Origin of the sequence: Acinetobacter sp. WA-87, assembly GCF_039938935.1 — a bacterium.
Classification (GTDB): domain Bacteria; phylum Pseudomonadota; class Gammaproteobacteria; order Pseudomonadales; family Moraxellaceae; genus Acinetobacter; species Acinetobacter seifertii.
Genome location: NZ_JBDUVF010000001.1, coordinates 60,325 through 82,148, shown reverse-complemented (window position 1 = coordinate 82,148; position 21,824 = coordinate 60,325). Strand labels below are relative to the sequence as shown.

The following is a 21,824-nucleotide window of genomic DNA, read 5'->3' as shown; positions in this document are numbered from 1 at the left end:
ATAATTAGCTTTAAATATATGGATAAGACTTTTGAATCTTTTTGGATTACCTGTAAAGATGGCTATCAACTTGCAGCACAATTTTATCCTGCTCAAGAAAAGAAAGCTGACCACCCTATTCTTATTTGTCCAGCAACGGGTATTACTAAAAACTTTTATCACTCCTTTGCGGCATGGTTAAGCCAACAAGGCCACGATGTATTGAGTTTTGACTTCCGAGGAATTGGTGAATCATTACATGGTACTTTAAAGCAAAGTAGTGCAAGCATTACCGATTGGGGCATATTCGATATACCAGCTGCCATTGATACTCTATTAATTAAAACTGGAGCAGATCAGGTTATTCTTATTGGACACAGTGCTGGCGGACAATTACTTGGAGTCGTGCCTAATTATAATAAAGTCGCAAAAGTTATAGCCGTTGCATGTTCAACAGGAAACATTAAAGGTCTTAAAGGAAAAACTAAGTTTCTAGCGCCAGTGATGTTTAATCTTATCTTCCCTATTTCTAGTCTCGTTAAAGGATATGGCGCAACTCAATTCATTGGTATGGGAGAAAACCTACCTAAAAAAGTTGCTCAACAATGGCGAGAGTTTTGTAACCATCCCGGATATGTCAAAAATGCCATCGGCAAGACTATTTTTCATGATTTTCATTCAGAAATTCAGTGTTCAATTACTGCGATTTGGGCTGATGACGATGAGATTTCAACCAATTGCAATGTAAAAGAATTATTAAGTCTATATCCAAATGCAAATAAAAAAATGATTGAACTTAATCCAAAAGATTTAGGATATAAATCAATTGGCCATATGTTGTTATTCAAAAAATCACATCAAAAACTTTGGTCTATTTTAGAACAAGAAATTAATCATTAATCACTGGTTTTATTTTCGCCTCTAAGTCAGTAATCCTACTTAGAGGTTTTTTTGTATTAAAAACGAACTACTTTTTACTTAAATGCGTCGATATGCATTTAAAGTTCTGCTAAGGTAATTCATCTGAAGCTGTTGTCAAAAATAAGTAAATATACTTGTTTAATGCATACAGCTTCTTTTTTTCTGTTTTAGCTAAAGCCAAAGAAATTGTTCAAGGATAATTATGCTAGCACTAGAGCCTCAACATATTCATATGAATCAACGTGCTGTTGATAAAACACATGCATTAAAGTGTCTAGTAGATATATTAGAAAATGATGGGTTAGTTACACCTGAATATATAACAGGACTCATCAATCGTGAACAACAAAGCGCGACTTACTTAGGCCAAGGTATTGCCATTCCACACGGCACTCCCCAATCACGTGAATATATTTTAAAAACAGGTATTCGCTTAGCCCATTTTCCGGAAGGCGTAATTTGGGATGGAGAAAATAAAATCTATTTAGCTGTCGTTATTGCAGCAAAATCTGATGAACATTTGCAAGTTTTGCAAATTCTTACTCGTGCATTAATGCATGATGTGAGTGAACAAGTAAAAAATGCTTCTAAACCTGAACAAATTATAGAATTACTACAAGCTCAGCCTCTATCTTTAGCTCTTCATGAAAATCTCATTCAAACTGAAATTGATGCGCAAGATATCGAAGACTTATTTTGGACAGCTTCTCAGACACTAAAAAAACATAATTTTGTAAAATGTGGTTTCTTAAGTTCACTAAATCCAGAACAAGCCATCCAATTACAAGATCAAATTTGGTCTATTTCTAGCAATCAATTTGTTCAACAACCTGCTATTAGCATTACTAAACCATCAAACGCTTTAGAACTAAATGGGAAAAAGCTAAATACATTAGTTTGTATAGCAGCGAATGATCAGCTCGATAATGCAAGATTTAATCGTTTAATTGATATTTTATTTAACCCAGAACAAGTTGCAGAGTTAGATAAAACCCAAACTCCAAACGAAATTGCTAAAATTATTGGGGCTGATGTTATTCCAGACTGGCCTCAACGTTCAGTTGTATTAGCAAATGCACATGGCTTACATGCTCGACCAGCTACGCACTTAGTCAATTTGACCAAAACTTTTCAAGGCGACATTCAAGTTGCTGTAGATGATGGCAACTTTGTTTCCGCTAAAAGTTTAACTCGTCTTTTAGCCTTAGGTTGTAAACGTGGTCAAACTCTACGTTTTATCGCAGAACCAGAAACCGATGCAGTAGATGCCTTAGATAAAGTGATTTTTGCAGTAGAGCAAGGCTTAGGCGAAGAAGTCGAAGCAATAGCAATAACCAGTCAAGTATCCGAACAGGTTTCTTTACAACCATCTACATCAAGCGTAAAAATTCTAGGAAACAACAACACAGGAATCGCGGCATCGAGCGGTTTGGCTTTTGGACCAGTACATGTGATTAAACCAAAGGTTTATCAATATGAACGTATGGGTTTAAGCGTAAAAGCTGAAAAAGAAAATTTAGATATTGCATTACATGCAGTAAAGAACAATATCCATCAAGTTATTGCCAAATCCGATGTTTCTGAAATTAAGCAAATCTTTCAAGCTCATTTAGAAATACTTGATGACCCTGATTTGATTAATGGTGTCTATCAAAAAATTAACCACAATCTATCAGCGCCAGCTGCTTGGCATGAGCACATTGAGGCTGCAGCTAAAGCGCAGGAAGCATTATCAGATCGTTTACTCGCTGAACGTGCAACAGACTTACGTGATATTGGTGACCGTGTTTTAACACAACTATGTGGTGAAGTGGTTATTGAAGAGCCTAAAGAGCCGTATATTTTAATTATGCACGATGTTGGGCCAAGCGATGTGGCTCGTCTTAACAAAGACCGCGTTGCAGGTATTTTAACTGCTATAGGTGGTGCAAGTGCTCATAGTGCAATTGTGGCACGTGCTTTAGGCATTCCAGCTATTGTTGGTGCTGGTGAACAAGTCTTGGAAATTGATCAGAAAAGTACCCTACTCATTAATGGTGACACGGGAACTTTTGTTTTAAATCCAGATACAGTTCAAATCGAACAAGCTAAGCAAGAGCGTGAGCAACAACGTCAAATTCGTGAAGAAGCCGAACGTCATAGCCAAGAACCTGCTATTACTTTAGATCAACACCAAATCGAAATTGCTGCCAATTTAGGTAAAGTTCAAGCAACAGCACAAGCAGTAGAATGTGGTGCAGAAGCGATTGGACTACTTCGTACAGAGCTGGTTTTCATGTCTCATAGCAGTGCACCTAATGAAACTGTTCAAGAAGTTGACTACCGCGTGGTATTAGATGCACTTGCTGGCCGCCCACTTGTAGTACGCACATTAGATGTAGGTGGTGACAAGCCCTTACCTTATCTGCCAATTGCTGAGGAAGAGAACCCATTCTTAGGATTAAGAGGAATTCGTTTAACTTTAAGACGCCCTGAGCTTTTAAGACAGCAATTAACTGCTTTATTAAAAGCATCGGATAATCGTCCATTACGAATTATGTTCCCTATGATTGGGCGCGTTGAAGAATGGCGTGCTGCGAAAGCGATTCTTGATGAAGTAAGAGCTCAACATCCATGTGACAATTTACAAGTTGGCATTATGATTGAAGTTCCTTCTGCCGCTTTGCTTGCACCAATTCTTGCACAAGAAGTCGACTTTTTCAGTATCGGTACAAATGACCTGACTCAATATACTTTAGCGATTGACAGAGGCCATCCAATACTCTCAGCTGAAGCAGATGGGTTACACCCAAGTATTCTGAACTTGATTGATCAAACTGTTCAGGCTGCCCACAAACACGGCAAATGGGTCGGAATCTGTGGTGAGCTTGCAGCAGATCCGAAAGCTGTACCTATTCTCATGGGATTGGGCGTGGACGAACTGAGTATGTCACCAAATAGCATTCCACTAGTAAAAGCTCAAATTCGTACGCTGAGCTATAGTCATGCTCAAAAACTTGCGCAACAAGCTTTACTGTGTGATAGCGCTCCTGCTGTACGCCAGCTCTCTGAACAAGACTTATAAAATTGGGAATAGTAATGGCTAAAATTTTAACAGTTACTTTAAATCCTGCAATTGATGTAACCATCCAACTAAATGAGTTACAGGTAGGTGAAGTGAATCGACAAGAGTCGGTAGAAATTCATGCGGCTGGTAAAGGCCTTAATGTTGCACAAGTATTAAAAGACTTAGGTCACGATGTAATCGTAATTGGTTTTTTAGGCGAACATAATCGACAAATTTTCGATACACATTTTGCCCAAGCTCAATTTCAATCAGAATTTATTTATATTGATGGCGAAACACGTCAAAATATAAAAATTGCTGAGCAGTCTGGGCAGATGACCGATTTAAATGGGAAAGGTTTCTTTGTTTCTGAAACAGACAAACAAAGCCTATTTAATAAGATTGAATCTCTATTACCCCAAGTTGAGGTGGTTGCAATAGCTGGTAGCCTACCCCAAGGTTTTAGTATTGATGAGTTACAACAACTTATTCAACTAATCAAAAAACAAAATAAAAAAGTTGCATTAGATACCAGTGGTAAAGCTTTGGTTGCCGCAATTGCATGTCAACCTTGGATGATCAAGCCTAATACTGATGAGCTCGTAGAAAGTTATCAACGTCCTGCAACAAGCTATGCTGAACAAAGAAAACTTTTCGACAGCTTAACCAATATTGAGCATGTGGTTATTTCAATGGGTGAAGGTGGCGTAAATTGGCTGCATGCCTTACACCCCCTACATGCTCAAGCACCAAAAGTTATTGTAAAAAGTACAGTTGGTGCTGGTGATTCCCTCTTAGCAGGTATGATTCATGGACTTGTAAGCCAACTTTCCCCTGAAGAAACTTTAAAAACTGCGACAGCAATTGCAAGCCATGCTGTAACACAAATTGGTTTTCGAATTCCTAGTCCAGAAGTTCTAGACCAATTAAAAGCACAAACTACTATCAATTCATTGAGTGAATCTGATGCAAACTGCTAAACATTTATTATTTGTCACGAATAGTCCGCAACAGCAAGTTAATGCTTTGATTTTAGCTCGTAAACTTGCTTTAGTCGCAACACAACATGGCTATAAACACAGCGTTATTTCACTCGATGAATTTGAATCAAGTGATGACTTTAATCATGTGATTATTGTTGGGCAACAACCTAAAAACCTAAATATTTTTGGTCAAAGTGCTTTGTCTTTAGTGTCTATTCAAGATATTAAAGAAGATGCTGATAAAGCACTTTTAACGGCGCTTGAACACTCGAAACCAGCAAATGAATGGGATCAAAAACCTAAGCAGACTTCAAATGCAGCAACTCACTTTGTTGCAATTACTGCTTGCCCAACTGGAGTTGCCCATACATTTATGGCGGCCGAAGCGTTACAGCAAGGTGCAGAGAGACTTGGTTATCAAATCAATGTAGAAACTCAAGGTTCTGTGGGTGCAAAGAATATTTTATCAGCACAAGCGATTGCGGACGCCGATATTGTTATTCTTGCCACTGACATTGAAGTCAACACAGACCGTTTTGTAGGTAAACGTGTTTATCGATGCAGTACTGGCTTTGCCTTAAAACAAACCGATAAGGCCTTTGCCGAAGCAATTGCGAATGCACAAGTTTTAGAACAAGGTAAACAACAAGCTACAACGGAAAATAAAGAGAAAACTGAAAAAGTTGGAGTATATAAACACTTATTAACTGGTGTTTCTTATATGCTACCTATGGTTGTTGCAGGTGGTCTATTAATTGCCCTTTCTTTATGTTTTGGCCTGAATGCAGCAGAACAAGCTGGTAGCCTGCCAGCTATATTAAAACAGATTGGTGCAGCAGCATTTATGCTGATGGTACCGATGCTATCAGGTTATATTGCATATTCCATAGCAGACCGCCCTGGTCTTGCCCCTGGCTTAATTGGTGGATTATTAGCTGCACAGCTACAAGCGGGCTTTTTAGGTGGAATTGTTTCTGGCTTCCTTGCTGGTTATATCGCATTATTTATTGCTAAAAAACTTAAACTACCAACTAGCTTAGAGTCTCTTAAACCTATTTTAATTATTCCATTATTAGGAACGTTATTTGTTGGTCTCATTATGTTCTATGTGGTTGGTCAACCTGTAGCACATATTTTTGAGTTAATGAAAGATTTCCTCAATAACATGGGCACAACAAATGCCGTATTAATGGGAATTATTCTGGCAAGTATGATGTGTATTGATTTAGGTGGCCCAATTAACAAAGCCGCTTACGCTTTTACAGTCGGTTTACTTACAACCAATACCTATATGCCAATGGCAGCCACTATGGCTGGCGGAATGGTTCCTGCAATAGGTATGGCAATTGCGACCTTCCTCGCTAGAAATAAATTTAGTACTGGTGAAAAAGATGCAGGTAAAGCTGCTTTCGTGCTTGGTTTATGCTTTATTTCAGAAGGTGCAATTCCATTTGCTGCAAAAGACCCAATGCGTGTTATTCCAACTTGTATTTTAGGTGGCGCAGTAACTGGAGCACTGGTTGCGTTATTTCACTGTGAACTCGTTACCCCACACGGCGGTGTATTTGTACTCCTAATTCCAAATGCAATTAATCATGCTTGGTTATATCTAGCAGCAATTGCAGCCGGAAGCATCGTAACAGGTGTAAGTTATGCCATCCTAAAAAGGAACCAAGAAGAAAAACTATTAACAAACTCATAAGTTAATAGAAAGGGAGAATATTAATTCTCCCTTTCTATTGCTAGCTAATTTTTAATGTTGAATTTGCACTGCTCGCGCCATAACTTGTTCAGGAAGGTCTTGGGCCAACATTACTGTAAGCGTTGGTTTTTGCTTAGCATCTCCTACTAAGTTTTGAGCTTCTAAAACTGCATTTACATCTTTCGGCGCTAGTGTATACATTGCACCAGTAGCAGGGTCTACAATTAAAAGACCAATTAAACCACCAAAAATAATATTACCCAAATACCAGCCGCTTAGAGTACCTGTAACCTCTACAGTTTTGCTTTGATAACCTGGTTTACTGAAAGATACTTGGTAACTTTCAGGTTTAAAATAACCTGCCCCTTTCTTCAAGCTTACTGTGGCAGGTGTTTGCCCTGTATGTACTTTCATCCCATTACGATTTTTAATTTCGATAGTTGCCGATTCAGGCACACTTGTAAAAGTAAGTGTTTGCGAAGAGCCAGTAATAATACTCGCACAACCATTTAATCCTAAAGTCAAAGCTAACATTGAAGTAAGTAATAATTTGTTCATCATTAATCCGAAAAAATTTATCTATCATTATTTGAAAACGCACTATATTAAAACAAACAAAAAATAACAATTAAGATACAATGCAACAGTTTAACAATTAAGCAAATCATTAATTGAAATACACTTGTAAAGTTTAATTTTATTATTAATATATCAATCATGTTAAATGTCTGGTAAATTTTTTAGCTTTTAATATCAATTAAGCTATTGATTATATTTAATATTTCATTATTAAATGCATTTATTTTTTATGGTTATGACTTTGTAGACAAAAAATATTTAGAGAAATGTCACGTTCAAAGCAAATTTTTTTTTCTAGGATTCTCTGGCAAAGAGATATCGTTCATTTTACGAACAAGCGAGCAGCCAAGTTCAAATCAACGGTAAGAAATAAGTTTTATCAGATTAGCAAAATTTATAGTTTGTCCTTGTTAAATCAAACAATATAAATTTTGCTCACGATCTAAAGTCCTGATATAACTTGCTTAGTGAAACTATATTTTTCAACTATTAAGATTAGTTTCATAAAATGCGATCCACCAAGGTATGGGGAAAAGTCAATGACAAAGAAGTATGCGCGTTTTTTACCTACAACAGAATCTTTCACTCTTGAAGATTTTCCATATTATTGGATTACTCAGGTCCATGCTCAATATGTTCAGAATATTGACAATGCCCTCAAAAAATATGGCCTAGATAATTCTCGTCGACGGATTATGCTTGCACTCAGTAGCAAACCACATGCTAGCGTTTCTGAGCTATCCGACATGATCATTTCAAAGATGTCGACAACAACTAAAATTGTTTATCGCTTAAAAGACGAAGGTTTAGTTGAAACATATTCTTGCCAAACTGATGGACGTATTACACGTGTATATCTTACTGAACGTGGCACTGAAATGATAAATAAAATTAATGACCTAACCAGCGTCGTACTTGAGCAATCTTTTGAAGGCATAACCCCTTTACAGTTAGAAAAAATGATGGAAAGCTTAAAAATGCTTTTAAAGAATCTATCTCGTTAATTACTTTCTATAACTTACTGAATTTTAAAGCCCTCTTATGAGGGCTTTTTTACATTTACTGGCCATGACTCGAAACTTAAATTTCATAAAATAGTCAATTAAACACTATGCGTGTTGACTTGTTCTTTCAACTCCAGTAGAAACTCTCTTCTATTATCTACATCGTAATTTTTGGAAAATGGCTAAAAGAAAATATAAAAGTGATAAGTTTCAGGTACGTCGTATTAACCGTCAATGGTGGGTACTTGAGAAGGATTTAGAAACTAATTGTTATAATAAGCATGAACAGGTAGCTACAAAAACTTTAGCTAACAATTATGCTGATGACTATATAGAGCAGTATTATATGAACCTTTATATTCAACAACAATTGAAAAAACCAGAAACCGTATAAAAAGCCATCACGGCTTTTTTTTATATAATTTAAAAGTTAATAAACAGTAAGATAATAAAAATTATGGCATAAAAAAAACCTACATCTTGGGGAAAATGTAGGCTATAAAATGCACAAAAAGGATGTATATATCCTTTTCGACAGAATGAATTTTACGATAATATAAGGCCTTATTTTATATTACTTTTGTAAACTTAATGGTATTTATTGTATTTGTGCTTAATAATTTAAATTAATTTTTTATATAAATTTTCTAAGTAAAATAGTGAATTTAAACTAACTTGCGCCTTAAAAAATATTTTATCTCATTTATATACCTCCATAATCTCTTCTTTTTTCTAATATATAAACAACTGTTTATAACAATTTTTTTACAAAAATAAGCATAATTTTTTAAAGTTAAAACTCTATTTTTAGTAACCTAAATAGAATTAAAAATTAATAAATAACATACGCATACATGAGTAATTACAATTATATTTTAGAAAAATATTTATTTAAGCTCAAAAAAACACCAAATGTCCAGTTTTTATAGCTTTTGTGCTGACGACACAACTATTACAATACAGTTTATAAATAGTTTAATTCTTCAGCAATTTTTAGGCATGTTATGACTTCAATGTCGAACACTACCCAAAAGCATTTTATTGTTGAGCAGATTCCTCTACCGACATGGGTTAGTGATGAAAAAGGCTTAATTTTATATTGCAATACGGAGTGTACAAAATACTGGCACGATACTTCTCCCCCATTATCTCAACAATGGTTAGATTTCGTGTACCCTGCCGATTTAGAAGAAGTTAAAAACAAATGGTTAGATGCTATACGACTCCAGTCAAGAATCGAATTTAAATGTCGTCTTTTACATAAAAGCCATCACTATCGATGGTGTAAGCTTTCAATTCAATTGTCAAAATATCATGAATCTTTGCCTAAAAATGAATGGTTTATTAGTTTTTTAGATATTGATCAAGACATCCAAGAACAACAAAGCTTACTTAAAGATATTGATATACAAAATCAAATGCTTGATATCAGTGTCGATTGTATTAAAGTTTTAAATACAGATGGCACAGTCTCTCATATGAATAAATCAGGATGCGTTGCTCTAGGCGTGCCTGAAAATGAAAAAAAATTTGGAATGCCATGGTTAGACCTTTTACCACCTCATATACGTAAACGTGGAAGAGTTGCTTTAAAAAAAGCCTTACAAGGTAAAGTAGCTCGATTCGCTGGCATGAGTTGTTTACCAAATCAAGATCCTGAATATTGGGATAACATGCTTACCCCAATTCAACATACAAACGGCGAAATTATTCAAATATTGTGTGTTTCTCGGAACGTTACTCAGCAATATCTTACTGAGAATCGTCTTAGAGATATTAGTGAGCGAGATGAACTTACCGGATTATTTAATAGACGTTCATTTAAACTACAATTAAAGCGTACATTAACTTACTCAAGAGAAACTCAAACCAGCGTAGGGTTACTTTTGATTGATTTAGATCATTTCAAACACATTAATGACACCATAGGTCATAGTGCTGGCGATCACTTATTAAAAATCCTGTCTAAACGTTTTAATCAGTGCGTAGACCATGAACGATGTTCTGTCGCTCGGTTAGGTGGCGATGAGTTCGCAGTTATTGTCAGCCATTTAAAAAATGAAAATGATGTCCGAGAACTTGCTGAAGTATTACTCCAACAACTCAATCACCCTATTACATATGCTGGCAATGTGCTCAACGGTGGAATGAGTATCGGCTGTGCCATTTACCCGCAAGATGCTGTTGATCAGTCGAGTTTATTAAGCTGTGCAGACATGGCATTACATGACTTAAAAGCTCGAGGTCGTGGTGGTATACGTATGTATAACCCCAGTATGATGCAATTAACCGAAGCAATCGCATCTCAGCTTAACATTGCTAGGCAGCTTATTCGTCACCATACCATCCAACCTTACTATCAACCCAAAGTTGATTTAAAAACTCATGCTGTCCTAGGATTTGAAGCATTATTACGTTGGCACACAACATCAGCTCAAACAGGTTTGCCTTCACAAATTGCTGAAGCTTTTAAAGACTATGATTTAGCCAGTAAGATCGGTGAAATTATGCAGCATCAAGTTTTGCATGATATGGCTAAATGGATAAAATTAGGTTTTCAGCCACTTCCTGTATCTCTGAATGCAGCGCCAGTTGAGTTTTTAAGAGACAATTACGCTGAACGCCTATTAAAAAAGATTTATCAGTTTGAAGTTCCTACACATTTAATTGAAATAGAAGTTACTGAGCATATGCTTGGTGATCGTGGTTCTGAATATGTTATTCGTGCACTCAATAAACTAAAACAACATGGTGTACGCATTGCTTTAGATGATTTCGGAACAGGATCTTCTTCTCTAACGCATATACGAGACTATCCAATTGATTGCCTAAAAGTCGATTGTAGCTTTATACAAAAGATGCAACATGACCCATCAATTTATGCAATCGTCCAAGCAATTGGCTTACTTGCACCCAATCTTTCCCTTAGGCTAATAGCAGAAGGTATTGAAACACCAGAACAACAAGAGTTACTGCTCCAGTTCGGATATAACATTGGACAAGGTTTCTTATTTGAACAAGCTATTGATGCGAATCAGGTTATATCTATTCTTAAACAAGGTCAGGCTTATATAGAAAGCCACTATTCTATGAATTAGTCTGAATATTCAAAAGAAGTCGCTCGCTTTACACACTAAAAACACACAATAAAAACCATAAAATTGGCGATAATATAATCATAACGATAACTAATTTTTAGTTCTTCAACAATAAATATTGTCACAAGGCAATAAGGAGCAATATATGAGTTATCACCATATTTTAGTTCCAGTCGACGGTTCTCCTACTTCACTTATTGCGGTTAATCATGCTGCAAGTCTTGCAAAAGCATTTAACAGTAAAGTTACTTTAGTATATGCGCTCACTATTGATCCTTTTATTTCAGTTGAAATCATCGATAGTACAGAAATCGCGCAAGATTACTTTAATAAAGCGAGAGCTTCGATTCAGGGCATTTTAGATCAAGCTAAAGAGCAATTTAGTCAACACGGAATTTCTGTTGAAACAAAGATTGTTGAAGGTCAAACAATTCACACAGAAATTATCAAAGCAGCAACTGAGCTAAAAGCTGATTTATTGGTAATTGGTTCTCATGGGCGAAAAGGTTTTAAAAAGTTCTTCTTAGGAAGTGTAACTCAAGCACTGTTAGGAGAAATCCATGTACCAGTATTGGTCGTAACTGAATAAATAAATCTAAACTTGTATAAAAAACCCAGCTATAGAGCTGGGTTTTTTACATAAACTACTTTCCGTTATACGTAAATTTAATAAGAGAACCAGGATTCTCTAAAGTATGCGTTACAGAACCATCGTCTTTTTGCACATTCCCCGCTGTATCGGTCAGTACATATAAAACATTGCCCTCTGGACTTGCAATCACGTCACGATAGCGGTTATTGCTTTTAAACATCGGGATAGCATCATCCAAAGTCGCACTATATGTCGGATCTAGCTTAATACGGAAAATTACCCCACGTTTTAAAGATGGTACCAATAATGTATTTTCCCATCCCGGAATCGCTTTTTTGCCTCCCGTATATACATATGCCGATGACGGTGCAACCGTTGGCCAGCAGACATAAGTCATATCACCACACGTTGGATCATTGTAGTTATAGGTATCTTGTACGGTATATAGCGTTTTTAAAGGTGCTACAAAGTTTTTCCCAGTCCATTCAGACTCTTTAGTCACTGGAACGTCTTCGGCTACTTTTACTCCATTTTGACCCAAATCTTTAATTTGTGATTTATTAGTTGCAGCCGAATAGTTGGCATAAGCATAACCACTGTCATCTTTGTAACCTGCTACATTTGGCCAACCATAGTTCCCACCTTTTAAAATGAGATTAATTTCATCATCAGAATTTGGACCTTGCTCAGATTGTAAAAGCTTTCCATTTGGAGCAAATGCTAAACCTTGTGGATTACGATGCCCTAAAGTATAGATATGGCTAACTACCCCATTAAAGCTCGGGTTATCTTTAGGAATACTTCCATCCAGATTTAAGCGTAATACCTTGCCCATATAGGTATGATAGTCTTTGCTGTTAAGCTCTTGCTGAGTTGGGGTATGTTGCGCCTGATTTGGTAAAAACAAATAAGCCAACTGGTTACGACCTTGGTCACCAATTGTATAATAGATTTTTTGGTCGGGGCCAATAACAAGACGACCAGACTGGTGATCTTTCGATGATGGTAAACCTGCAATCAAATCGACAGGTTTTTCAAATGTATCTGTTATTTTATTATAGGTATACCTACGGATAATTGTTTGGTTTGGTAGTTCTTTATCTGTAGATTTTGGATTTTTAAAAGTACCCGAAATATAGATATAAGGGTTATGTTTAAAATTAGGATGAAAGGCAAAGCCTAATAAACCATTTTGTCCATCTGCATCATTCACAATTTCAGGAACCTGAAACACTGTTTTTGCACTACCAGACTCAGGATTGACTCTTATAATCTTTCCCGTTGCTCGTTCAGTTAACCAAATCTGATTGTCTGGCCCCCATAACAAAGCATGCGGTTTATTTAAGTTAGACAAAATAACTTTTTTATCAAAATTTTCTGTTCTTGCTTTAGCAAATTGTGCAGGGGTAAGAGGAATATCAGCAAACGCTGTATTGAATGCAAATATCTGGGCAGCACCCACTAAAGCAATTTTAGTCAATAAATGTTTATTCATATGTCCACCTTATAAATTTTCAAAATTTACGAGAATTTTTAAACTTTTAGCAAAAGTTTGGTACATGCTCTCTATATGATTTGTATTATGATGAATAGCACATTTATTAAAATCCAAATTTATGAAAGGCTCTGTTGCATAAAAGTAGCTATTAAAAAGAGCTCAACATCTTTATAAACTTCTTTTAAGTTAAACAACTTAAATTTATTCTTATCTCTTTTATTAATTTTTAGATCTTATGCTATTCCTCAAACACTTTTAAATGCTTCAAACTCTATATCCATGATGCTTACGCCACCTTAAGTTTACATCCTCTTATTTCTTGTAAATAACTCATCACTGTTTAGTGATGTCGTGTAGTTACGTGTGAAGGGATTGCTAATATTGCTTCAGGTTTTTTGGGTGGTATGGCCGGTTGTGCCATGATTGGTCAATCAATGATTAATGTAAAATCGGGTGGCCGCACACGTTTATCTACTTTCTGCTGTGGAGTTCACTAACACAATTTCAAAATAATCCTAAAAGCAGTAATATTGTTATGATTGCTACAGTTATCGTGGTAGTTGCCACTCATAACTTAGCGTTAGGCGTATTGACGGGCGTATTACTTTCAGCACTTTTCTTAGCAAATAAACTTGAAAATGATATTCGTATAGAAACCTCCTTAGAAGGTGAAGCTCGTCTGTATAAGTTAAGTGGTCAAATATTTTTTAGTTCATCTGAGAAACTTATGCAAAGCTTTAACTTTAAAGAAGATATTAAATTAAAGAAGCAATTATTGACCTTACCCACTCTCATATTTGGGATGTGACTTCAGTTGCTATGCTAGATTCTGTAGTAAATAAATTTCAAAAGAACAATATTAAAGTAACTGTTCGCGGTCTAAATGAAGCGAGCTCAATTATGATAGATAAATATGGTACTCATGCAAAAATTTAAAAAAGGTCCTTCAGGACCTTTCTTTTTACGTTTGAGGAGCAATTATATAAAAATATAAAAGCATACTTATTAAAACAACTAGCATAACAGTCAAATAAGTACCAACTGTATTAAAACTTTTTAGAAACTTCAATATATCCATAAAATCATAGAAACAACCAAACTTTTAAAAATTATTTAAAAATTCAATCAAATTATCAACCATAAGAATTTTACAATTTATTCAACTACAAATTTTTCGTATCAGAAATGTATAAATATATTAATTATTGATTTAGTTCTTAATAAAAAATACCCCCATATTAAAAAATATGAGGGTATTAAAAAATAAATAACTTTACAGACGCAGTATATGCTTGAACTACTATAATCGCTTAAAGATGTATTTTCAATACCTCTTTGATAAATTTAGTGACTTATGACTATAAGTATGAGCAAATTTGATGATTTTATGTACTAAAATATTTTTCAACAGCAAAGTTTAAAAATAAAAAAGTCCGTATCTTGGGAAGCTACGGACTATAAAACTCATCTAAGCAACAGCTAAACAATTTGTCGCGTAGAGAGAAAACACTATCTTTTTAATCTAATCGAGATATTAGTTTAGGTCAACTCTAAAGCATATATATCAATAAAAAAGTTAATTAAATGTGAAAAAGTTCACAGTTCAATCCACATATAATAAACAATGAATATATATCATTAAAATTTAAATAAATATATATAATCTAGCTCTAGGTTCAAGTAATTGATTTACCACATAAGGTCTAACAATCACTTAAAATCGTCTATACACTTAAATTAACAATTGAGATGGAGGTATTCTCTTTTATAGAGCAAGGATAAGTTTTTGATTTTTAAAATCTATAATTTATCCAATTTAATTCCCGAAGTTTTCTATTTCGCATTTTTCGATTTTATTAAAATATATACTTAAAGTAATAATCTAAAATAGAATAATGATTAACTTCTGAAATAATATCTAATGACATAAGATTCTGATTTTGTTTGCACTTATGATCAAAATAGTTTTGGCTTTGCCATTTCAACTCACTTAGCTCCAACTCTCCACACAAAAGCGTACAAGGAATATCAACATTCTCTTCCCGATGAATAGGGCTATATTTTAAAATATCGTCTTGTGATAACTTTAATGCATGGTTTAAATGAGTCGCTTGTATAGGTGTTAAATCATATATTCCACTTAATAAAGCCACCTCAGATAACAAAGGGTGGCTTAAACATAATGCTCCGAGATGCGCCCCTGCTGAATGGCCCACTAATAAAACCTCATCCGTTTTCCAATTCTGCTGTGCAATAAAATCGAGGGCTTTTTGAGTCTGAGCCACAATTTGCGAAATATGGCTTTGAGGAGCCAAGTCATATTCTACAAGTACACACTGCGCTCCTTTTGCCAAAATATACGGTGCTATAAAGGCAAAGTCCGATTTATCACACCACTGCCAATATCCTCCATGTATAAAAATCACGGTTTTATTGGCATGTTCTAAAGGGAAAAAATCCATCGTTGATCGGTTCTGTGAACCATACTTAATATCTTTTACGTGATGATAGGCCTGATAACTTAGCAAGCTTCTATATTGAAAGCTTGCTAATATTTCACCTTCATTTGCTACCGTTGTAGCATTGTCATATTGTCTCATATCGCGATTACTTCAATGTCTCTTCAGTAGACTTAAGACTTACTTTTAAGGTTGAACGTTTTAAGTAGAAGCAAAATATCAGAACAAGCACCAAAGGTACGCCAAACTGTAAAGTAGACTTAAACTCATTGGTAAACCAAGTAGTTACTGTAATACTCAAAATCGCAATAAAACCAAATAGTGAGATGAATCGACTAGCAGGAATTTTAAATTTCAGCTCGATGCTTTGCTGAGCCATATGTTTTCTAAAAAACATATGTGTTACAAAGATGCTGCCCCACGTGAACAATGCACCAAACATCGATAGCGCAATCATGATTGGAAACGCAGAAGCCGGATTAATCGTATAAACAATACTAGCAATACCAATCCCCACCGCTGATAACAACAGTGCATTTACCGGTACACCGTTGCTACTGATTCGGCCAAAAACTTTTGGTGCATCACCTGCACGGGATAAGCTAAACAACATACGAGTTGAAATATAAAGCATGCTATTCATTGCAGATAAGGCAGCTACAATTACAATAAAATTTAAAATGCTATCGGCATATGGAATACCAACAATCCTCATGACCATAACAAAAGGACTTGTTGCATCTGCTCCAATCAAAACCGTCCATGGCACCAAAGTAACGATGAGAAATAAGGACAATAAATAGAATAAAATGAGTCGGAGTGCTGTGCTTTTAAATGCCTTTTTTACTGCTTTTTCAGGGTCTTTTGCTTCACCAGCTGCGACGGCGATCATTTCTATACTTAAATAACTAAATATTGAAATAATGACACCAATCCATACCCCACTAAACCCATTGGGGAAAAAGCCTCCATGCCCTGACAAATTAGTCACAACTTGCTTCATTCCCTGATTGCTTTGAGTCAAGATACCAATAGCCAAAAGAATAAACACGATAATGGCAAAAACTTTGATTGTGGAAAACCAGTACTCAACTAGTCCGAAGGCTTTAACACTATAGGCATTTACAACAAGTAAAGTTAGTGAAAAAAAACCAATCCAGACCCAAGAGCCTACATTGGGGAACCAAAGCTTCATATAGTCAGCTACAGCGGTAATCTCGGTACCTACAGCCAGCACAATACAAGCCCAATAACAGTAGCGAACTAAAAAGCCAGCAAGTGGACTCATATAATGTTCTGCATACGCCCCAAATGAGCCAGAAGTAGGATGCTGAACCGTCATTTCAGCCAAGCAAGCCATAAGTGCAAATGCAATTAAACCACCAATCGCATAGCTGACAATGACTGCGGGACCTGCAAAGCTAATTGCAAATTTGCTTCCCATAAACAATCCGGTTCCAATTGCTCCACCAATGGCAATCATACCCATCTGTTTTGCAGATAACTTTTTATGTAGCCCAGCTTCTCTATTTTGTATTTCATCAAAACTACTCATAGGCCCTCCTAGCCATTTTTTTATTTTGATTCCTTAAAATCAGGTCACTTCACCGCGAACTAAATAGCGCTTGTTTTTCCATTCACTATTCAACATAGTTTCTTTTAAGTGCTGTACTGCATTCCAAATATCTTCAAATCCTAAGTACAAAGGTGTAACACCAAATCTCAACACCGCAGGTTCCCTATAATCACCAATCACACCACGTGCAATAAGCGCTTGAATAATTTCATAACCAAATTCATGGCGATAACTAACGTGACTACCACGATATTTATGTTCTAAAGGCGTAATTAACTCAAAACCAAATTCAGAGCATTCTTGCTGTACCAGTTGAATGAATAAATCAGTTAATTTCAGAGATTTCTCACGGATTTTTTGCATATCGGCATGTAGGAAAATATCTACGCCGCATTCAATAAGACTCATAGAGATAATGGGCTGTGTTCCACATAAATAGCGACGAATGCTATTAGCAGGCTCATAATGCTGTGCCATATCAAATGGTTTCTTGTGACTCCACCAGCCAGATAAAGGTTGCCAAAACTGATCACGGTGCTTTTCATTGACCCACAACATTGCTGGAGAACCAGGACCACCATTTAAATATTTGTAGGTACAACCAATCGCAAAATCACTGCCGCTTTGGTTCAGGTCCATTGGAACAGCACCAACGGAGTGACATAAATCCCAAATCACCAAAGCTTCTTTAGAGTGAATCTGCTCATTAATAGATGACATATCGTAGAAATACCCAGTACGGTAATTCACGTGAGAAAGTACCACTACAGCAACATCTTTCTCTAACGCACGAGCTAAGTCTTCTACGCCATCAATCAATTCAACTTGATAGCCCTTTTGAATTAAATCAATGAAACCTTCAATAATATAAATATCTGTTGGAAAAGCATCTTTTTCCGCAACGATGATTTTACGTTCAGGATTTTTTTCAGCCTGAATTTTTACCGCTGCTGATAAAACTTTAAATAAGTTCAGTGTAGTTGAATCTGAAATAACAACTTCGCCTTGCTCAGCACCAATCAATGTGGCTACCTTATCTCCCAGTCTAGTAGGTAGCCCCCACCAATCAGCCTTATTCCAGCTATTGATCAAATCTTCTCCCCATTCTTGGGAAATAATGTGCTGGGCGACAGCCAAAGATTTCTTTGGTCTAGCACCTAAAGAGTTACCATCTAAATAAATGACACCTTCTGGCAATGCAAATTCATCTTTAAATTTTTTGAGTTCATCTTCCTGATCCCAATATAGACACTGTTCATGAGTAATCATTTGGTATTGCACCTATTTCAACATTTCCTTTGTATTTGAATTTTATCACGCCAATTCTTGTGATTTATTCGATAATATTTGATAAAAAATGACTAATTTCGTATAAAATTCTAATTAAAATTAAAAAATATGGATGTAATTCGAAAATGAATGTGGATGCAATCGATCTAAAAATTTTGAAGTATTTACAAGATAATGCCCGCTTAAGTAACCAAGAACTTGCTGATCTAGTCAATCTCTCAGCATCTGCTTGTCACCGACGTGTCAAGATTTTAGAAACCAACGGGATCATTGAAAAATATCAAGCGAAAGTTAACTACGAAAAATTAGGTATAAAAATTGAGGCCATAGTTGAAATTAAACTTGCTCAACTCACTGAAAATGATCATCAGTTTTTTTTAAGCCAGATCAAGAATTTTGATGAAGTGATTAATGCTTATATCATTACAGGCGAATCTAATTATGTTCTGCATGTCGCCACTAAAGATCTAAATTCTTTTTCTCACTTTGTTATTAATACACTCAATAAAATTAAAGGAGTGGTAAGCATTAATTCTAAGATTATCTTACAGAAAATTATACAAAAGCCACTGTAGACTATATGGTTAAATTAAAAATTATATTTAAAGAGCTTTTACTATGATCGAAACCGAACGTTTAATCTTAAGACAATGGAAAGAAACTGATGCTGCCCCCTTTATCGAAATGGGATTGGATAAAGATGTTATGCGTTTTTTTCCAAAGCTTTTATCTGCTACTGAAAGTATAAATTTAATTCAAAGAGCATCGGCCCTTATTGATGAAAAAGGTTGGGGATTTTGGGCTGTAGAATTAAAAGAAAGCCACGACTTTATTGGTTTTATTGGCCTACACGACCAACCAGAACAATTTGATTTTTCCCCTTGCATTGAAATTGGCTGGAGGATTGCTACAAAATACTGGAAAAAAGGTTATGCCACAGAAGGAGCAAAAGCAGCATTAGACTATGCCTTCAATGTGCTTAATAAAGATAAAGTGGTTTCTTTTACAGCAACAGTGAATAAGCCTTCTCAAGCTGTAATGGAAAGACTAGGAATGCGTAAAGTTAAACACTTCAATCATCCCAAGCTTCCAGATGGGCACGCACTTCAAGAACACGTTCTTTATGAAATATACAATCCTTAATTTGAGTTATGAGTATATTAAATAGTGATATGATCAAAGATTACTAATAAATTTAAACCAGAGCTATTCATCAAAGTCATAACCTACCGAAGTTGAATGCTCCCAATACTCATTAATTTTATCTGCAATAGCTTCTTTGTCCATTGTAGTTAAAACATAGAAAAGTTTTGCCTCTTTGTTTTTTCTCAAAATTAATAAATTGTAATAGTCATATTCAGGACCATTTAGTCCCAGTGATGGTTCTTGACAGTGCTTTTCAGCCTTGTAATGCCATTCAAGTTTATAAGTATCAATGCCATTTGCGGCATTGATAACTATGCCATCATTGGCTCCTCCAATAAATCCAATTTTCATTGCCTACTCTAAATTATTATTCGGATAATTTTTAATATAACTTTAAACATGCACAGTTCAATTTATAAAATGTTCTTCAATACGTACACTATGTAAATCAAAATAGTGCGATTACTACTTTTATAGACATAAGAGTACTATTGATAGATTCCCATCATTTAAAGTTCCATTTATTATTTTGAATAAATTGATCAGAATTGCGCTCACTCAATTTTCATTAGACTCTCCATCTAAAAAATAACAATCAAGTCCTTGGCAGCATTTGAATTTATCACTTTTAACAATCATTATTAATCAGCCTCGATAGACATCTAAATGATGAAATAATAACAAATCAATCCGTTTTTATAGGCTTTAATGCTTATAATCTTAGCCTAACTTTCTTCCTTGTCTATTCAAATTGGAGTCCTTAAAACATGGCTAAAATAGTGCTTTTCGATATGGACGGAACTTTGTTAGATTTGGCTTTTGACGACTTTATCTGGAACGAATGTCTACCTGTACGGCATTCTCAGACGCATCAACTCTCTTTAACAGAAAGCCAAGAAATATTGACTCAATTTTATCTTAGTAATAAGCACACTCTTTCATGGTACTCCTCAAATTATTGGACGAAAACTACTGGAGTAGATATTTTAAATCTTCAGAAAGAATTTCAACACAAAATTAAAACGCGATCAGGATGTATGGAGCTACTTAATGCTCTAAAAGAACAAGGTTATCAATGTTGGTTAGTGACCAATGCAGACTGCGCAAGTTTACAATTAAAACTTAATAACATCCCTATTCAAGATTTTTTTGATGTGATTGTATCTAGTGAACAAATGGGCTATGCGAAGGAAGATCTTCAGTTTTGGCAAGAGTTACAACGCTTGCATTATTTTGAACCAAAAACCACTATTTTTTTAGACGATACTCTTCAAGTTTTAAAAACTGCAGAAAAATTTGGTATAAGACACTTGTTTACTATATTACAGCCCTCAACTCTTAAGAGTAAAAGACAGCCACAAGATTTAGAGTATAAAGCTCTAGATCAGCTTACAGAGCTACTGTCTGTTTTGAATCAAACTGATAGAAAGGATAATGATGTCAAAATTGCATGAAAACGATGCTGTAGACACAATGCGTGTCGACAAATGGTTATGGGCAGCACGTTTTTTTAAGACTCGTTCTATTGCTAAAGCTGCAATTGAAGGTGGTAAAGTACATCACAATAATGAGCGTGTAAAAGTTTCTAAAGAAATTCGTGTTGGAATGGAACTTGTTGTTCAACAAGGTTTCGAAAAAAAGACAGTTGTTGTCAAAGCACTTTCCAACACCCGAGGACCAGCTCCAGTTGCGCAGCAACTTTATGAAGAAACTGAAGTAAGTATTGCGAGACGGGAGTTGATTGCGTCCCAACGAAAATTGCATAATCTAGCTCGACCTGACCATAGACCAAGTAAGAAAGATCGGCGACAAATCAATCGGTTTAAACAGGATAACGATCAACATTATGAAGACCATTGGTCTTATGATGATGAATAGAAACGTCGAGTTATGTCGCACTCACATATATAAGATATAGAAGCTAAAGAAAAAATCTGTCACTATTAGCCCT

General features: G+C 35.4%; 19 protein-coding genes and 1 pseudogene. 13 read left to right on the top strand and 7 right to left on the bottom strand.

Features of this window, described 5'->3' with window-relative positions; translation table 11 throughout:
• The first annotated feature begins 18 nt into the window (after window positions 1–18).
• The 4 genes from ABFY81_RS00400 to ABFY81_RS00385 all read left to right on the top strand — a co-directional run bounded on the left by ABFY81_RS00400 (window position 19) and on the right by ABFY81_RS00385 (window position 6,631).
• Window positions 19–879: an alpha/beta fold hydrolase gene (locus ABFY81_RS00400; RefSeq protein ID WP_347912754.1), complete on the top strand. Its 861-nt coding sequence runs from the start codon at window positions 19–21 to the stop codon at window positions 877–879.
• Window positions 880–1,102: 223 nt separating this feature from the next.
• Window positions 1,103–3,964 carry a phosphoenolpyruvate--protein phosphotransferase gene (gene ptsP, locus ABFY81_RS00395; RefSeq protein ID WP_347912753.1) on the top strand — a complete coding sequence of 954 codons (2,862 nt, stop codon included), beginning with the start codon at window positions 1,103–1,105 and terminating at the stop codon, window positions 3,962–3,964.
• Window positions 3,965–3,978: 14 nt separating this feature from the next.
• On the top strand, window positions 3,979–4,926 hold the full coding sequence (pfkB, locus tag ABFY81_RS00390) for a 1-phosphofructokinase (RefSeq protein ID WP_347912752.1): 948 nt from the start codon (window positions 3,979–3,981) through the stop codon (window positions 4,924–4,926).
• Window positions 4,913–6,631, top strand: a complete 1,719-nt coding sequence (locus ABFY81_RS00385) for a fructose-specific PTS transporter subunit EIIC (RefSeq protein ID WP_347912751.1) — start codon at window positions 4,913–4,915, stop codon at window positions 6,629–6,631. Before pfkB ends, ABFY81_RS00385 begins: the two co-directional genes overlap by 14 nt.
• 51 nt (window positions 6,632–6,682) lie before the next feature.
• On the opposite strand, the gene ABFY81_RS00380 is transcribed toward ABFY81_RS00385, so the two are convergent.
• Window positions 6,683–7,189 carry a hypothetical protein gene (locus ABFY81_RS00380; protein WP_347912750.1) on the bottom strand — a complete coding sequence of 169 codons (507 nt, stop codon included), beginning with the start codon at window positions 7,187–7,189 and terminating at the stop codon, window positions 6,683–6,685.
• Window positions 7,190–7,749: 560 nt separating this feature from the next.
• On the opposite strand from ABFY81_RS00380, the gene ABFY81_RS00375 reads away from it, so the two are divergent.
• The 4 genes from ABFY81_RS00375 (at window position 7,750) to ABFY81_RS00360 (ending at window position 11,901) form a co-directional block, all read left to right on the top strand.
• Entirely contained in the window at window positions 7,750–8,214 is a 465-nt protein-coding gene (locus ABFY81_RS00375) for a MarR family transcriptional regulator (RefSeq protein ID WP_002050629.1), read from the top strand.
• Between the two features lie 178 nt (window positions 8,215–8,392).
• Window positions 8,393–8,608, top strand: coding sequence for a hypothetical protein (locus tag ABFY81_RS00370; RefSeq protein WP_004701241.1), 216 nt, complete (start codon window positions 8,393–8,395; stop codon window positions 8,606–8,608).
• 610 nt (window positions 8,609–9,218) lie between these two features.
• Window positions 9,219–11,312, top strand: a complete 2,094-nt coding sequence (locus tag ABFY81_RS00365; protein WP_347912749.1) for an EAL domain-containing protein — start codon at window positions 9,219–9,221, stop codon at window positions 11,310–11,312.
• A gap of 145 nt (window positions 11,313–11,457) precedes the next feature.
• Complete coding sequence (locus tag ABFY81_RS00360) at window positions 11,458–11,901, top strand: universal stress protein (protein ID WP_002050707.1); 444 nt, start codon at window positions 11,458–11,460, stop codon at window positions 11,899–11,901.
• A 55-nt stretch (window positions 11,902–11,956) separates the two neighbouring features.
• Here ABFY81_RS00360 and ABFY81_RS00355 read toward each other — a convergent pair whose 3' ends face one another.
• A complete protein-coding gene (locus ABFY81_RS00355; protein ID WP_347912748.1) occupies window positions 11,957–13,399 on the bottom strand; it encodes a glucose/sorbosone family PQQ-dependent dehydrogenase in 1,443 nt (480 codons plus the stop codon).
• Between the two features lie 368 nt (window positions 13,400–13,767).
• On the opposite strand from ABFY81_RS00355, the pseudogene ABFY81_RS00350 reads away from it, so the two are divergent.
• A pseudogene (locus ABFY81_RS00350) lies at window positions 13,768–14,338 on the top strand (STAS domain-containing protein); the annotation flags it as partial.
• 25 nt (window positions 14,339–14,363) lie between these two features.
• Here ABFY81_RS00350 and ABFY81_RS00345 read toward each other — a convergent pair.
• The 4 genes from ABFY81_RS00345 to kynU all read right to left on the bottom strand — a co-directional run bounded on the left by ABFY81_RS00345 (window position 14,364) and on the right by kynU (window position 18,706).
• Entirely contained in the window at window positions 14,364–14,480 is a 117-nt protein-coding gene (locus ABFY81_RS00345) for a hypothetical protein (RefSeq protein ID WP_077163328.1), read from the bottom strand.
• Between the two features lie 778 nt (window positions 14,481–15,258).
• Window positions 15,259–16,002: an alpha/beta hydrolase gene (locus ABFY81_RS00340; protein WP_191010015.1), complete on the bottom strand. Its 744-nt coding sequence runs from the start codon at window positions 16,000–16,002 to the stop codon at window positions 15,259–15,261.
• Window positions 16,003–16,009: 7 nt separating this feature from the next.
• Entirely contained in the window at window positions 16,010–17,416 is a 1,407-nt protein-coding gene (locus ABFY81_RS00335; RefSeq protein WP_068933709.1) for an amino acid permease, read from the bottom strand.
• A 39-nt stretch (window positions 17,417–17,455) separates the two neighbouring features.
• A complete protein-coding gene (kynU, locus tag ABFY81_RS00330) occupies window positions 17,456–18,706 on the bottom strand; it encodes a kynureninase (protein ID WP_347912747.1) in 1,251 nt (416 codons plus the stop codon).
• 146 nt (window positions 18,707–18,852) lie between these two features.
• On the opposite strand from kynU, the gene gigD reads away from it, so the two are divergent.
• Both gigD and ABFY81_RS00320 read left to right on the top strand, forming a co-directional pair.
• The gene (gene gigD, locus ABFY81_RS00325; protein ID WP_004708427.1) at window positions 18,853–19,302 is read left to right on the top strand and encodes an Lrp/AsnC family transcriptional regulator GigD; all 450 of its coding nucleotides are present in this window, start codon (window positions 18,853–18,855) and stop codon (window positions 19,300–19,302) included.
• A gap of 43 nt (window positions 19,303–19,345) precedes the next feature.
• On the top strand, window positions 19,346–19,870 hold the full coding sequence (locus ABFY81_RS00320) for a GNAT family N-acetyltransferase (protein WP_004701226.1): 525 nt from the start codon (window positions 19,346–19,348) through the stop codon (window positions 19,868–19,870).
• A gap of 63 nt (window positions 19,871–19,933) precedes the next feature.
• On the opposite strand, the gene ABFY81_RS00315 is transcribed toward ABFY81_RS00320, so the two are convergent.
• Window positions 19,934–20,224: a hypothetical protein gene (locus ABFY81_RS00315; RefSeq protein WP_004701224.1), complete on the bottom strand. Its 291-nt coding sequence runs from the start codon at window positions 20,222–20,224 to the stop codon at window positions 19,934–19,936.
• A gap of 416 nt (window positions 20,225–20,640) precedes the next feature.
• Here ABFY81_RS00315 and ABFY81_RS00310 point away from each other — a divergent pair, with 416 nt between their 5' ends.
• Window positions 20,641–21,327 carry an HAD-IA family hydrolase gene (locus ABFY81_RS00310; protein ID WP_347912746.1) on the top strand — a complete coding sequence of 229 codons (687 nt, stop codon included), beginning with the start codon at window positions 20,641–20,643 and terminating at the stop codon, window positions 21,325–21,327.
• A complete protein-coding gene (locus ABFY81_RS00305) occupies window positions 21,311–21,751 on the top strand; it encodes a S4 domain-containing protein (protein WP_004701218.1) in 441 nt (146 codons plus the stop codon). Before ABFY81_RS00310 ends, ABFY81_RS00305 begins: the two co-directional genes overlap by 17 nt.
• Window positions 21,752–21,824 lie beyond the last annotated feature (73 nt).

Excerpts from the sequence above, each read along its gene's own strand:
- ABFY81_RS00310 (WP_347912746.1), top strand. The coding sequence starts at position 20,641 with ATGGCTAAAATAGTGCTTTTCGATATGGACGGAACTTTGTTAGATTTG.
- ABFY81_RS00385 (WP_347912751.1), top strand. The coding sequence starts at position 4,913 with ATGCAAACTGCTAAACATTTATTATTTGTCACGAATAGTCCGCAACAG.
- ABFY81_RS00335 (WP_068933709.1), bottom strand. The coding sequence starts at position 17,416 with ATGAGTAGTTTTGATGAAATACAAAATAGAGAAGCTGGGCTACATAAA.
- ABFY81_RS00365 (WP_347912749.1), top strand. The coding sequence starts at position 9,219 with ATGACTTCAATGTCGAACACTACCCAAAAGCATTTTATTGTTGAGCAG.
- ABFY81_RS00375 (WP_002050629.1), top strand. The coding sequence starts at position 7,750 with ATGACAAAGAAGTATGCGCGTTTTTTACCTACAACAGAATCTTTCACT.
- ptsP (WP_347912753.1), top strand. The coding sequence starts at position 1,103 with ATGCTAGCACTAGAGCCTCAACATATTCATATGAATCAACGTGCTGTT.
- kynU (WP_347912747.1), bottom strand. The coding sequence starts at position 18,706 with ATGATTACTCATGAACAGTGTCTATATTGGGATCAGGAAGATGAACTC.
- ABFY81_RS00315 (WP_004701224.1), bottom strand. The coding sequence starts at position 20,224 with ATGAAAATTGGATTTATTGGAGGAGCCAATGATGGCATAGTTATCAAT.
- ABFY81_RS00305 (WP_004701218.1), top strand. The coding sequence starts at position 21,311 with ATGTCAAAATTGCATGAAAACGATGCTGTAGACACAATGCGTGTCGAC.
- gigD (WP_004708427.1), top strand. The coding sequence starts at position 18,853 with ATGAATGTGGATGCAATCGATCTAAAAATTTTGAAGTATTTACAAGAT.
- ABFY81_RS00380 (WP_347912750.1), bottom strand. The coding sequence starts at position 7,189 with ATGAACAAATTATTACTTACTTCAATGTTAGCTTTGACTTTAGGATTA.
- ABFY81_RS00320 (WP_004701226.1), top strand. The coding sequence starts at position 19,346 with ATGATCGAAACCGAACGTTTAATCTTAAGACAATGGAAAGAAACTGAT.
- ABFY81_RS00355 (WP_347912748.1), bottom strand. The coding sequence starts at position 13,399 with ATGAATAAACATTTATTGACTAAAATTGCTTTAGTGGGTGCTGCCCAG.
- ABFY81_RS00370 (WP_004701241.1), top strand. The coding sequence starts at position 8,393 with ATGGCTAAAAGAAAATATAAAAGTGATAAGTTTCAGGTACGTCGTATT.
- ABFY81_RS00340 (WP_191010015.1), bottom strand. The coding sequence starts at position 16,002 with ATGAGACAATATGACAATGCTACAACGGTAGCAAATGAAGGTGAAATA.
- ABFY81_RS00360 (WP_002050707.1), top strand. The coding sequence starts at position 11,458 with ATGAGTTATCACCATATTTTAGTTCCAGTCGACGGTTCTCCTACTTCA.
- ABFY81_RS00345 (WP_077163328.1), bottom strand. The coding sequence starts at position 14,480 with ATGGATATATTGAAGTTTCTAAAAAGTTTTAATACAGTTGGTACTTAT.
- pfkB (WP_347912752.1), top strand. The coding sequence starts at position 3,979 with ATGGCTAAAATTTTAACAGTTACTTTAAATCCTGCAATTGATGTAACC.
- ABFY81_RS00400 (WP_347912754.1), top strand. The coding sequence starts at position 19 with ATGGATAAGACTTTTGAATCTTTTTGGATTACCTGTAAAGATGGCTAT.